Annotated in this window: 10 protein-coding genes; 6 read left to right on the plus strand and 4 right to left on the minus strand. The window is 73.8% G+C overall.

The features are described 5' to 3' along the window. Positions 1 to 833: 833 nt before the first annotated feature. On the minus strand, positions 834 to 1,604 hold the full coding sequence (locus tag ACZ7KX_RS36755; protein WP_470330304.1) for a glutamate racemase: 771 nt from the start codon (positions 1,602 to 1,604) through the stop codon (positions 834 to 836). A 66-nt stretch (positions 1,605 to 1,670) separates the two neighbouring features. On the opposite strand from ACZ7KX_RS36755, the gene ACZ7KX_RS36760 reads away from it, so the two are divergent. Further along, on the plus strand, positions 1,671 to 2,810 hold the full coding sequence (locus ACZ7KX_RS36760; protein WP_470330331.1) for a glycosyltransferase: 1,140 nt from the start codon (positions 1,671 to 1,673) through the stop codon (positions 2,808 to 2,810). 87 nt (positions 2,811 to 2,897) lie between these two features. Beyond that, positions 2,898 to 3,644, plus strand: coding sequence for an SAM-dependent methyltransferase (locus ACZ7KX_RS36765; RefSeq protein ID WP_470330305.1), 747 nt, complete (start codon positions 2,898 to 2,900; stop codon positions 3,642 to 3,644). Between the two features lie 102 nt (positions 3,645 to 3,746). Here ACZ7KX_RS36765 and ACZ7KX_RS36770 read toward each other — a convergent pair whose 3' ends face one another. The 3 genes from ACZ7KX_RS36770 to ACZ7KX_RS36780 all read right to left on the minus strand — a co-directional run bounded on the left by ACZ7KX_RS36770 (position 3,747) and on the right by ACZ7KX_RS36780 (position 6,843). Further along, the gene (locus tag ACZ7KX_RS36770; protein WP_470330306.1) at positions 3,747 to 4,622 is read right to left on the minus strand and encodes an alpha/beta fold hydrolase; all 876 of its coding nucleotides are present in this window, start codon (positions 4,620 to 4,622) and stop codon (positions 3,747 to 3,749) included. Between the two features lie 130 nt (positions 4,623 to 4,752). Next, positions 4,753 to 5,424, minus strand: coding sequence for a thiol:disulfide interchange protein DsbA/DsbL (locus ACZ7KX_RS36775; RefSeq protein WP_470330307.1), 672 nt, complete (start codon positions 5,422 to 5,424; stop codon positions 4,753 to 4,755). 255 nt (positions 5,425 to 5,679) lie between these two features. Then, positions 5,680 to 6,843, minus strand: coding sequence for a glycosyltransferase family 4 protein (locus ACZ7KX_RS36780; protein ID WP_470330308.1), 1,164 nt, complete (start codon positions 6,841 to 6,843; stop codon positions 5,680 to 5,682). Between the two features lie 489 nt (positions 6,844 to 7,332). On the opposite strand from ACZ7KX_RS36780, the gene mscL reads away from it, so the two are divergent. The 4 genes from mscL to ACZ7KX_RS36800 all read left to right on the plus strand — a co-directional run bounded on the left by mscL (position 7,333) and on the right by ACZ7KX_RS36800 (position 13,046). Further along, positions 7,333 to 7,779, plus strand: a complete 447-nt coding sequence (gene mscL / locus ACZ7KX_RS36785) for a large conductance mechanosensitive channel protein MscL (protein ID WP_350526190.1) — start codon at positions 7,333 to 7,335, stop codon at positions 7,777 to 7,779. A 439-nt stretch (positions 7,780 to 8,218) separates the two neighbouring features. Next, positions 8,219 to 9,004: a DUF6643 family protein gene (locus tag ACZ7KX_RS36790; RefSeq protein WP_350526189.1), complete on the plus strand. Its 786-nt coding sequence runs from the start codon at positions 8,219 to 8,221 to the stop codon at positions 9,002 to 9,004. A 200-nt stretch (positions 9,005 to 9,204) separates the two neighbouring features. Next, positions 9,205 to 10,080 carry an MOSC domain-containing protein gene (locus ACZ7KX_RS36795; protein WP_470330309.1) on the plus strand — a complete coding sequence of 292 codons (876 nt, stop codon included), beginning with the start codon at positions 9,205 to 9,207 and terminating at the stop codon, positions 10,078 to 10,080. 404 nt (positions 10,081 to 10,484) lie between these two features. Then, entirely contained in the window at positions 10,485 to 13,046 is a 2,562-nt protein-coding gene (locus tag ACZ7KX_RS36800; protein ID WP_470330310.1) for a right-handed parallel beta-helix repeat-containing protein, read from the plus strand. The last annotated feature ends 98 nt before the right edge of the window (positions 13,047 to 13,144 follow it).

Below are 13,144 nucleotides of genomic sequence, written 5' to 3' on the forward strand. Positions count from 1 at the left end.
CTTCCCACGCGTCACACGTATCTCACCCTCACCATCTACGCGGATAGATCCACCCGGGCGACACAACCGGCCGCGCGGACCGACCCGCTCGCGCAACGCGACCACCCCGCCCGCAGCCATCGGCCATCCGACAACAGCCCCCGCACGGGAAGTCGACCCGGCCGACTTCCCGTGCGGGGCACGGGCACCCACACAGGCAGCCCGTCTACGCGAGTAGATCGAGACAGCGACCCGCACGCCACCTCACCGAGCATGGAAAGTCGGACCCGCCGACTTCCCGCGCGCCAAGCCGCAGCCCCACGCGCCGCACGAACCCTTGATGTCGATTCACCCGCGGAGGCCGCGGTGATTTCTTTCATGTCCACGACAGTAATGCCCTCAACTATCTACGCGAGTAGATCCACCCTGGGCCGACTCCCCTCAGGCGCGGGAAGTCGGATCGACCGACTTCCGGTGCAACACACTGAAGCCCAGGCCAGCGGCCTGATCATGGAATGCGGGCTCGCACCGAAGGTCGGCCGATCCGACTTCCTGTGCGCGATCTTCGGGGCCGGGCGCGGGTGGGGGCGCCGTATCCACGCGGACGCCGTCAGTTCATGCCGGACGTCATATGGATCACCCCTCCGAATATCCCCACCGGATTTCGCCCCCGGGCGAGGAAAATCGGATGCGAAGCTCGCCCGCGGGAAATCCGGAGGGCCGGATTCGGCACGGTGGGCGCGCGGGGTGTTCTTCATGCCGAGCGGCGATCGGGGCCGGTGCGGCGGCGGAGACGACTCGGACCTCCCCGCTGTGCGGGGAGGTCCGTGAGGGTGTGGCCGGTGGTGCGGGGATCAGCCGATGAGCGTGGCCAGCACGTTGCCCTGCGGGTAGAGGGCGGCGGCCGGCGGGAGCACGGCGGGGACGCCGGCGTGGAGCACGGTGAGGGTGCCCGCCCCCTTGCGCGTGGGGACACTGACGCGCCGGAGGGCCTGGGCGGCGACGGCGTCGGCGGAACCGAGCAGCGTGAGCGCCGGGGAGGCGGTCGGGGTGACGGCGGCGCGGATGCGGTCCTCGACGAGCTCGTAGTGGGTGCACCCCAGCACGAGGACGTCGGTGCCGGCCGGCGTACGGGCGGCGGCGTCGGCGATGGCGGCCGTGATGGCGTCGTCGTCGCCGTGCTCGACGGCGTCCGCGAGGCCCGGGCAGGCGACCTCCGTGATGTCCGCCGTCCCGCCGAAGTCGCGGATCAGCCCGCGCTGGTAGTCGCTCCCGGTGGTGGCCGGGGTGGCCCAGATCGCGACCCGGCCGCCCAGCGCGGCGGCGGGCTTGATGGCGGGGACGGTGCCGATGACCGGCAGTCCGGGCTCCAGCTCGGCGCGGAGGGCGGCGAGCGCGTGGACGGTGGCCGTGTTGCAGGCGATCACCAGCGCGTCGGGTTCGAGCGCGGCGGCGGCCCGGCAGCAGCCGAGGGCCAGCTCGGTGACCTCTTCGGGCGTCCGCGGCCCCCAGGGCATCGAGGCCGGGTCGGAGGACAGCACCAGGTCCGCGTCCGGGCGCAGCTTCCGAAGGGTGGCGGCGGCGGCCAGCAGGCCGATTCCGGAGTCCATCAGTGCGATCTTCACGGGTCAAGACTTTAGTCGATCCACCCACCCGACCCCGTCCTGCGGCAGACTGCCGGGGTGACCGTCCTGCTGTGGATCGCCGCGTTCTCCCTACTGGTCTGGGTCTGGCTGGCGTGCTGCCACGGCTCGTTCTGGCGCACCGACGTGCGGCTGCCGCCGCGCCGTCCGCCGGCCCGCTGGCCGCAGGCGGCGATCGTGGTGCCGGCCCGGGACGAGGCGGGGGTGCTCCCGGCGAGCCTGCCGACGCTGCTGGCGCAGAAGTACCCGGGGCAGGCGCGGGTGATCCTGGTGGACGACCACAGCTCGGACGGCACCGGCCCGCTGGCCGCCTCGTTGCGGACGATCGACGGGCTGGAGCTGACCGTCACCACCCCGCCCCCGCTGCCGCCCGGTTGGACGGGCAAGCTGTGGGCGCTGCGGCACGGCGTGGAGCTGGCCGGCCCGGACGTCGAGTACCTGCTGCTGACGGATGCGGACATCGCGCACGGCCCGGACTCGCTCGCCGAACTGGTGGCGGCAGCGGGGACCAACGACCTGGACCTGGTGTCGCAGATGGCCCGGCTGCGGGTGGAGACCCGTTGGGAGCGCCTGATCGTGCCGGCCTTCGTGTACTTCTTCGCCCAGCTGTACCCGTTCCGCCGGAGCAACCGTCCGGGCTCCCGGACCGCGGCCGCGGCGGGCGGCTGCTCGCTGGTGCGGCGCGAGGCGCTGGAGCGGGCCGGCGGGGTGGCGGCGATCCGGGGCGCGGTGATCGACGACGTGTCGCTGGCCCGGGCCGTGAAGTCCACCGGCGGCCGGATCTGGCTGGGGCTCGCCGAGCAGGTGGACAGCGTCCGGCCGTACCCGCGCCTGGAGCAGCTGTGGCGGATGGTGTCGCGCAGCGCGTACGCCCAGCTGAGGCACTCGCCGCTGCTGCTGCTCGGGACGGTGCTGGGGCTGGGGCTGGTGTACCTGGTGCCGCCGCTGGCGACGGTGGCCGGCCCGGTGGCCGGGGACCCGGCGGTGGCGGCGTTGGGCGGGGCGGCGTGGGCACTGATGGCGGGCACGTACCTGCCGATGGTCCGGTACTACGGGCAGCCCGCCCCCGCCGTGCTGCTGCTGCCGTTCACGGCGGGGCTGTACCTGCTGATGACGGTCGATTCGGCGGTGCAGCACTGGCGCGGCCGGGGCGCGGCCTGGAAGGGCCGGACCTACTCGCGGGCGTGACCCCCGTACCCGCCCGCGAGCAGTCGGCCTCCCCCGCGGGCGGGGATTTCCCCGGCGCGGCACCCCGATCGGATCCATACTGCTCGGATGGACCGTCAGCAGATCTCCCGCCTCGCCCATGCCCACCACCCGATCGCGGCCCCGCTGGCGGACGAGTCGGTGGCCCGTCTGCTGGACCGCGCGACGGCGGGCCGTGAGGACGGCCGGGCCCTGGACCTCGGCTGCGGCGAGGGCGCCTGGCTGATCCGGACGCTGGCCGCGCGCCCGGGCTGGCGGGCCGTGGGGGTGGACCTCGACCCCGGGGCGCTGACCCGCGCCCGGGAGACCGCGACCGCCCTCGGTGTGGTGCGCCGGATCGGCCTGCACCACCTGGACGCACGGGAGTTCACCGCGAAGGAGCCCTTCGACCTGGTGCTGTGCGTCGGTTCGGCCCACGCGTTCGGCGGACTGCTGCCCACGCTCGCGGCGGCCCGCGAACTCCTGGCGCCGGGTGGCCGGTTGCTGGTCGGCGACGGCTTCTGGCAGCGCGAGCCTTCCCGGGCCGCCCTGGACGGGCTGGGTACGACCCGGGACGAGTTCGCGGACCTGGCAACGACCACCGACCGGGTCCTCGCGGACGGCTGGACCCCGGTGTTCGGGCACGTCAGCACGGAACGGGAGTGGGAGGACTACGAGTTCGCGTGGACGGGCGCGCTGGCCGAGTGGGCGCTGGACCACCCGGACCACCCGGACGCGGAGGCCGCCCGGGAGGCGGCGGACCGGCACCGCACCGAGTGGCTGCACGGCTACCGGGGGACGCTCGGCTTCGTCACCTACCTGCTGCGCCGCGACTGACGCCCACCCACCCGGGATCCACGGCCGAAGCGCCCCGGACGGCCGTCTGCTTCTGCAGTTCCCCGAACGACCGGCTACCTCTGAACTTCCGCGGGCTACCGGCTACTTCTGCGTGCGGGCGAGGAAGTCGTCGATCAGCGGGGCGATCTCGGGCAGCTTCTCCTCCAGCGCGAAGTGCCCGGTGTCGAACACGTGCAGTTCCGCCCCGGGCAGGTCTCGCAGGTAGGCGCGGGCGCCGGCCTCGGTGAAGAAGGGGTCGTTGCGCCCCCAGAGGACGAGCGTCGGCGGCTGGTCGGCGCGCAGCCAGGCCTGCCAGGAGGGGTAGAGCTCGACGTTGGAGAAGTAGTCGAGGGCCAGCTCGACCTGGATGTCCTTGCGGCCGGGCAGGTCGAGGAAGTGCTGGTCGAGGGTCCAGCCGTCGGGGGCGACCAGGCTCGGGTCCCCGGTGCCGCCCTCGTACTGGCTGCGGGTGATCTCCAGCGTGAGGATCGACCGCGCGGCTTCCCCGGCGCCCGGGGCGCCGCGCCGGTTGGCGATGAACTCCCTTGCCTGGTCGGAGAGTCCCTCCTCGTAGGCGTTGCCGTTCTGGACCACCAGGCCGGTGATCCACTCCGGGTGGCGGGTGGCCAGGCGCAGGCCGACGGGGGCTCCGAAGTCGAAGGCGTACAGCGCGAAGCGGTCCAGACCGAGGGTGAGGCAGAAGCCTTCGATCACGTCGGCGAGGGTGTCGAACCGGTACGTGAAGGCGTCCGGCGCGGGGCTGTCGCTGTGGCCGAAGCCCGGGTAGTCGGGGGCTATCAGGCGGTAGCGGGTGCCGAGCGCGTCGAGCAGCCTGGCGTACTGGTGGGAGGCGGACGGGAAGCCGTGCAGCAGCAGGAGGACGGGGGCGTCGGCCGGGCCGGTCTCGCGGTAGAAGATGCGCAGCCCGTCGACGTCGACGCGGCGGTGATGGACCTGCGGGATCGTCAGCTCACTCATGCTAACCATTAAACAGCATCTGAATGGTTAGACAAGGGCTTTGGGGGCATCAGGGGGTGGTGGAGTCGCCACGGGCCGTCGAATCTCGACGAGGCACTCCACCTGATCCGTCGTCAGTGGAGTCGCAGTCTCATTTCTTCATCTGCTCCTGCTGCACCAGCTCGTCGAGCACCCCGGGCATCGCCGAGACACCGCCGGCCCTGCTCGGCGAAGTCCGGTACTCACCCTGGACGATGACCGTCGGGAGCTCGTTGATGCCGTAGCGGACGAACGCGGCGGCAGCGTCGTCGACCGACTGCCCCACCTCGGTGGACCGGTACGTCCGGCGGAAGAGTTGGGCGTCGACGCCGTGGCGGGCGGCCCAGTCGGTGGAGGCGTCCTCGGTGCCGAGGTCGACGTGATCGCTGTGAATGGCGCGGAACGCACTGGTCTGCAGGCGTTCCACCAGACCGAGGCGCTCCAGTGTGTAGTACAGCCGCGCGTGGCCGCGCTGTACGTTCTCCTCCGGGCTGCCCGGCCAGATCGCCGGGACGCGGCTCAGCGAGACGTCCTCGCGGTGTTTCTCCGCCCAGGCCTGCAGGGGCTGTTCGAGCGCCTGGGAGTGACCGCAGTCGTACCAGAAGAACTCCACCGCCTCGGTCCGGGCGCTCTCGCGCACCGGCTGCGGGGTGTCGGACCTCGCGAACCGGGCACCCTCGGAAGGGAGTTGGTGGCTCGCAGCGCCGGCCTGGACGGGGGATGCGGCGATCCCGGCGGCGGCGACGAACAGGACGGTGGACCGCAGCAGCGACTTCGAGTTCACACCGGGCAGTGTGCTGGCCGCGTTTCATTACCGGCGAGTCCGTGCGCGGCGGCGTCCCGGAATTCGCCCGAACGGCGCAGCCGGGGCCCGCGGCGTCGGCCCGTCCCTCGGGGCGACCCGTCCGGAGCCGGCCGGTTCCTGGCCCGTCGGTCCCGAGCCGGCCGGTTCCTGGCCCGTCGGTCCCGAGCCGGCCGGTTCCTGGCCCGTCGGTCCCGAGCCGGCCGATCCGCCCGGGCCCGACCGACCGGTCCCGCGTCAGTCCGCCGGAGCCGTGCCCGCCGTCCACACCTCGGCCACCAGCCGCTGCCAGGCGTCCACCACCGCGCCCAGTTCGAAGTGCTCCAGCGCGTGCGCCCGGGCCGCCGCGCCGAGGCCCGCCCGGTTGACGGCCAGCACCTTGCCCAGCGCCTCGGCGAGGGCGAGCGGGTCGCCGGGGGCCACGAGCGCGCCGGTGGCGCCGTCCCGGACGACCTCGCGCACCCAGCCGACGTCGGTGGCGACGGCGGGCACACCGGCCAGTGCTGCCTCGATCAGCGCTCCGGGAACGCCCTCGCTGTCGCTGGTGAGCAGCAGCGCGTCGGCGGCGCGGTAGAGCGGGGCCGGATCGGGCAGGGGCCCGAGGAAGTGGGCGCGGGCGGCGGCCGGGTGGCGGGCCAGCGTCTCCAGCAGCGGGCCGTCCCCGGCGACGGCGAGCCGGACGTCAGGGAGGCGGTCGAGCACGTCGAGGGCGAGGTCGAGCCGCTTCTCGGGCGCTATCGCGCCGATCCAGGCGACCAGCAGGACATCGGCCGGCAGGCCCAGCTCGTGCCGGGCGGCGCGCCGGTCGTCCCGGCTGTCGGCGGGCGGATAGCTCTCGGCGGCACGGGAGTTGGGAATCACGTGCACCTTGCCCTCGGGCAGCGCGAACTGCTCCTCCAGGACGACCCGCGCCTCGTCGGTGAGCGTGGTGACGGCGGCGGCGCGGTGCATCAGCGCGCCGCCGCGCACCCGGCGCATCCGGTTCGCGGTCCAGTAGCGGGGGTGGCCGACCGAGACGTAGACGAACGGGGTGCGGGTGCCGGCCAGGGCGAGCGCACAGGCGGCCAGGGTGTCGGAGCCGTGTGCGAGGACGACGTCGGCGGCGCGCGAGGCGGAACGCAGCGCCCGCAGGGTGCTCGGACGCAGCCGGCCGGGACCGAGGACGGCGGCGGTGCGCAGGCCGGAAGCGCCCGGACAGTCCCCCGGGTCGGCCTCCGAAGCACCCGGGTGGACCGCCGGGTGCGGGGCGAGCGCGCACAGCGCGGAGGACTGGCCCCGGCGGCCCAGTTCCCGGTGGAGGTCACGGGCGAAGTTCTGGGCGCCGCCGCGGCGTGAATCACTGATCAGGTGCAGGACACGCGGACGGGTTCCGGCCGGATCGGCCGACATATGGTCGGACATGGACTGACCTTGGCACAGCGGTCCGCCCGGGACAGCCCCTTCGCGCAACCTGATGGTGGCCCATCCGCCCGCACGTGTACACCGGATGTGCGCCAGAGAGCCGCCGTCGTGCGCCGGTTGCGACCGCCGTGCGCCCCGTCTCGCCCCCGGCCGCGCTCCGGTTCGCCACCGTCGCGCCGTCCCGATCCCCGGGCTCGCGGACCCTCGGCCGTCGCCGGGCGGAGCGCGCTCGCACCCGCCCGGCCCTTCACCGCCGAGCTGCTGCCGAGGCGCCGCACCGAGCCACCGCGCAGCCACCGCTGGGACACCGCCGAGCCACCGCCGAGCTGCTGCCGAGGCGCCGCCGACTCCCGAGCGGCCCCGGGGCCCGTTACGCGGATCGGGTGAACGCAGTTGGACCTCGGCCCGGACCGCTCGGCAGGATGTCCGGCCGGGGCGCCGCCGTGCTGCCCCATCTCCCCCTTCCCCGTACGGATTTGGAGTCGCCCGGTGTTCAAGGGATTCCGCAGCTTCCTGCTGCGCGGAAACGTGGTGGACCTCGCGGTCGGCATCGTGATCGGCGCGGCCTTCACTGCCGTCGTCACCGGGTTCGTCAGCGCCTTCCTCACCCCGCTGGTCGGGGTCGCGTCCGGTGCCGTCGGCGACTTCACGCAGAAGACCTTCGAGGTGGCCGGCACCCGGTTCCCGTACGGCCTCTTCGTCAACGCCGTGATCGGCTTCGTGCTGACCGCCGCCGTCATCTACTTCGCCGTGGTGGTGCCGGTCGGCAGGCTGCAGGCGCGCTTCGAATCGGCCAAGCCCGCGCCGGCCGCGAAGGTGGACTGCCCGGAGTGCCTGAGCTCGATCCCGGCCGCGGCGAGCCGCTGCTCGTTCTGCACGTCGGAGGTCGGCAAGCCCGGTCTGCCCGCGCAGACCCAGGCGCTGCAGTCGCACTGACCGCGGCGACCGGACCCACCCGCGACGGCTGGCCCGGACCGCGTCCGCCGGACCCGCCCGCGACCACCGGTCCGCCACCGGTCGACCGGCCCGGACCAGGTGATCAGCGTGCTCACGGGGCCTTTATCCCCGAAACATTCACGAGCCCCGGTCGCACCCTCGGCGGGGGCTCGAATGCGCCAGCGCACGCCCCGTCCGCAAAAGTTTCTCCGCGAGGTCCCCGACCGTCTACCGGCCGGTCACCGCAAGGCCGTCCGACGGCATCGTCCGGGCGCTGTTCGATCACTGACGGGGTGCCAAGGTTGTCCGGATCTGGACTCCGGTTTGTCCGTTCTTCCCACTTTCGAAACCTTTGTGCGAGCGAAGACTGTGTAAACACTCGAACTGCTCCCCCTCCCGCTCTCCTCAGCAGGCGCATTGTGGGCTTACCGTATGCCCCATGACCTCGCCCCGCTCCTACGACGGAGTCGGCTACCCCTCTCCGTCCTTCTCCTCCGGCACGCCGATTTACGACAGCCTCGTGGCTGAGCGCGGCGTCCCCCAGATCGCACCCATCAACGTGCCGGCCGCCCTGCCGCCGGCACTGTCGTCCGGTTACGGATCCGGCCTCGGCCAGTCCTACGAGAACCGGTACGGCAACGGGTACGAGAGCGCCGGCAGCAACCTCCCCGCGCTGCCGCCCGCCCGCCTCGCCCTGGGCCCCGGCCCGAGCAGCGGCCCCTCCGCCGGCCCCTCCACGGCGTACATCCCCGCGCAGCCCGCGCCGGCGTACGCCTCCCCGCAGCCGCCGGTCCCCGGCTACGGCGCCCCCCAGCCGTACCAGCGACCGCAGCCCGCGACCCCGGCCTTCACCCAGACCGCCAGCGGCGGCTACCAGCCGACCGGCGGCCAGAGCTTCGGCGGCCAGAACACCTTCATCGGTGGCCAGGCCGGCCAGCAGTCCTTCGGCGCCCAGCAGGGCGGCGGCCAGGGCGGGTTCGGCCAGAGCCAGCCCGGTGGCCCGCAGGGCTTCGGCGGTCAGCAGTCCTTCGGCGGCCCGACCGCCGGCGGTCCCGGGTTCCCGGGCCAGGGCGGCGACCAGTCCTTCGGCGGCGCCCAGCTGCGCCCGGCCATGGCACCCGTTGCGCCGGTCCGCCCGATGCAGCCGCAGCGCCCGGGCCCGTACGGCGACCCCGGCCAGTTCCAGGGCAACGGCGGCTACCAGTCGCAGGGCCAGGGCTACTGAACCGCTGACACCCCTGGGCCGTCCCCCACGCGGCCCGCACCCGCACCACCTGAGCACCACCCGGCGACCCCTGAACGCCGGGCGAACGGAGAAACGGGTCATCCACGGACCGCCCGGAACGCCCCCCACGGCGTGCCGGGCGGTCCGTGCGCGTACGGGGGGCCTGTGACCAGCCCGAAGCCGGCTGGCAGGATGGGGGAATGCAGCTCACCGGACTCCACGTCTACCCCGTCAAGTCCATGTACCGCCTGAGCCCGGACACCGCCGTGGTCCATCCCTGGGGCCTGGCCGGAGACCGCCGCTGGATGCTCGCCGACCCGACCGGACGCTTCGTCAGCCAGCGTGAGGACGCCGCCCTCGGACAGATCCGACCCGCCCTCCTGCCCGACGGCTCGCTCACCCTGACCGCCCCCGACGGCTCCCGGATCGAGATCCACGCCCCCCGCGTCGCCGCCGGTGACCCGCTCGCCGAGGTCGAGGTCTGGGGCACCCGCTTCCGCGCCGCCGAGGCCGCCGAGGAAGCGCACCAGTGGATCGCCGAACACCTCGGCGACTACCGCCTGGTGCACCTGGACGACCCGCGCGCCCGCCCCGTCGACCCCGAGTACGGCGAGCCCGGCGACACCGTCTCGATGGCCGACGGCTTCCCGCTGCTGCTCACGACCACCGCCTCGCTGGACCGGCTCAACGAGCTGATCGCCGCCGAGCACCCCGAGGAGCACGCGCCCCTGCCGATGGAGCGCTTCCGCCCCAACGTGGTCGTCACCGGCTCCGCGCCCTGGGCCGAGGACGGCTGGCGCCGGATCCGGATCGGCGGGCTCACCTTCAAGGTGGTCAAGCCCTGCGGCCGCTGCGTCATCACCACCACCGACCAGGAGACCGGCGAGCGGCGCGGCAAGGAGCCGCTGCGCACGCTGGCCCGGCACCACCGCCTGCTGCGCAAGGCCGCCTTCGGGCAGAACCTGATCCCCGAGCGCCCCGTCGGCGTCGAGGGCGACGTGCTCGGCACGCTGCGCGTGGGCGACGAGGTCGAGGTGCTGGAGGACGGCGCGCACTGGCCGGCCGACGAGCGCTGAGCACGGGCCGCGCCCCGGGGCCGGCCGGGCGGTCCTGACCGTCCCGGCCGGCCGGGTCGTCCCGGTCGCCTTGGTCGCCTTGTTCGCCGTGGTCGCCGTGGTCTCGTGGACGGGAGTCCGCGTGGAGCTGTGGAGCTGCCTCGGGCGGCCACCGCAGCACCGGATCGTCGCTGCGTGCGCGTGCCGGTGTGCCGAACCGCCGCCGCACGGAACCACCGCTGTGCACGCTCGTTGAAACAAGTGGTCGGAACCTGTGGCGGCGGTGGGCTCTACCGGTGTCCGCGCGAGAACGGTCGGCCGGAGCACCCATGCGAGCGCGCTACGGTGGGGCGGACGGCCCGCGCACCCCCGCGCGTTCGGCCCGTTGCACGCCGGCACGACGAAGGTGGGGACGACAGACCGTCATGGCTGAGCACAGGGTCCGGGTCACCCAGGACAGCGCATCCCGCTGGCGCCGCCGCGCCGGCGAGTACGACACGCTCGCGGAGGCCCTGGCCGCCGCCGAGGCCGGCGACACCGTGACCGTCCGGCCCGGCACCTTCCGGGAGAACGTGCTGCTGGACAAGCCGGTGACGATCGTTCCGGCCCACGGTCCGGGCACCGTACGGATCGAGCCGCGCTCCGGAGTCGCGCTGACCGTCACCGCCGCCGCGAACGTCCGCGACCTGGTCGTGGAGGGCGGCGACAGCTCCGCCCCCGCCGTCCTGGTCACCGGCACACAGGCGACACCGGCGTTCAGCGGCTGCCGGATCGAGACCCGCTCGGCCAGCGGGATCGAGATCACCGACGGCGCCCGGCCCACCCTGCGCGGCTGCGTCGTCGCCAACCCGGGCGGACTCGGGCTGCGGCTGCGCGGCGAGGGCACCGCCGCCGCGTTCGAGGACTGCGAGGTCGCCGCCGCCGGCCAGGCCGGACTCGCCGTCCTCGGCGGCGCGACCGCCGCCCTGGACCGCTGCCGCGTCCACCACGCCTCCGGCGCCGGCGTGCTGCTCTCCGACCCGGGCAGCGCGGCCGAGCTGACCGGCTGTGAGATCTACGAGATCCGTGGCAGCGGCGTGCAGGCCGAGGCGCAGGCGGGCGGGCGGCTGGTCGACTGCGAGATCCACCGGGTCACCGGCAACGGGCTGACCCTGGACGGCGAGGCCGAACTGGTCCTGACCGGATGCCGGGTGCACGACCTGCCGGAGAACGGCGCCGACCTGCGCGGACGCTCCCGGCTCAGCCTCGCGCACAGCACCGTCCGGGACTTCGGCCGCGGTGCGCTGTCGGTCTGGGACCAGGGCACCGAGGCCGTCGCCGAGGCCTGCCAGATCCACGGCTCCAACGGCGAGTACCCGGCGCTGTGGGTCAGCGACGGCGCCCGGCTCACCCTCACCGACTGCTCGCTGCACGACCTGCCGGACGCCCTGTTCGTCCTGGACCGGGACTCCGCCGCGACCGCCGAAGGCTGCTCCTTCAGTCGGATCCGCAGCTCGGCGGTCTCGGTCAGCGGCGGCGCCACCGTCTCGCTGGCCGGCTGCCGGGTGCAGGAGGCGGGCACCGGCCTCTGGTTCCGCGACCACGGCAGCGGCGGCCTGCTCACCGGCTGCGAGATCTCCGACGTTGCCACCGGCGTGATCGTCACCAAGGGCGCCGACCCGGTGCTGCGCGACTGCAGCGTGCGGGCCAGCACGGACGCCGGGGTGTACGTCTCGGCGCAGGGTCGCGGCACCTTCGAGGACTGCCGGGTCTCGCACGGCAAGGGCTTCGGCTTCCACATCATCGACGGCTGTCGGACGCAGCTCACCCGGTGCCGGGCGGAGCAGAACGAGCGGGCCGGGTTCGAGTTCTCCGAGCCGGGGCCGGTCACGGAGGGATGCACCTCGGACGACGTCGCGGCGGCACCGGGGCTGGGCAGTGGGCGCACGTCCGGGCCGGGACCGGGTGGCGGGCCGGGGCTGGGCGGTGGTCCCGGGCTGGGGTCCGGGCCCGGGCGCGGTTCCGGCCCCGGGCTGGGCGGCGGGCTGGGCGGCGGGCTCGGGTCGTCGTTCGGGGGCACCGACGTTCCCTCGCCCCGGACCTCCCAACTGGCCGCAGCAGCATCGGCGTTGACCCCGGCGTCGGCCCCGGCATCAGCCTCGTCGTCGGGCATCGCCCCGATCCCGGACTGCCGACCGGCCGACGAGGCGCTCGCCGAGCTGGACTCGCTGGTCGGGCTGGCCACGGTGAAGCAGGAGGTGCGCACCTTGATCGACCTGATCTCGGTCGGGCGACGCCGCCGCCAGGCCGGACTCAAAGCCCCGTCCCTGCGCCGGCACCTGGTCTTCACCGGCGCCCCCGGCACCGGCAAGACCACCGTCGCCCGCCTCTACGGCGAGATCCTCGCCTCGCTCGGGGTGCTCCAGCGCGGACACCTGGTCGAGGTGGCCCGGGTCGACCTGGTCGGCGAACACATCGGCTCCACCGCGATCCGCACCGCGGCCGCCTTCGACCGGGCGCGCGGCGGTGTGCTCTTCATCGACGAGGCCTACGCCCTCGCCCCCGAGGACGGCGCGCGGGACTTCGGACGCGAGGCGATCGACACCCTGGTCAAGCTGATGGAGGACCACCGGGACGAGGTCGTCGTCATCGTGGCGGGCTACACCGCCGAGATGGAGCGCTTCCTCTCCGCCAACCCAGGCGTCTCGTCACGCTTCTCACGCACCATCAGCTTCCCCGACTACACCGCGGACGAGCTGCTGGAGATCGCCCGCGCCCAGTGTGCGGAGCACGAGTACGCGCTCTCCGACGAAACGGAGAAGGCACTGCTGGAGCACTTCGGGCGGCTGGATCGCGGACCCAACTTCGGCAACGGGCGCACCGCGCGGCAGATCTTCGAGACCATGGTCGAGCGGCACGCGGTACGGGTGGCCCACCTGGCCGACCCGTCCACGGAGGAGCTCCAGCTGCTCGTCCCGGCCGACCTGCCGGGAGCACCGCTGCCATAGCTGTTGCTGTAGCTGTTGCTGTAGCCCAGCGGTGCGGGAACTCGCGGGCTGTACAAGGTCGTTGAGGCGGTCATGGGCATGCTTCTGACGGGCGCAGC

It is taken from the genome of Kitasatospora sp. NPDC038210, from assembly GCF_055600605.1.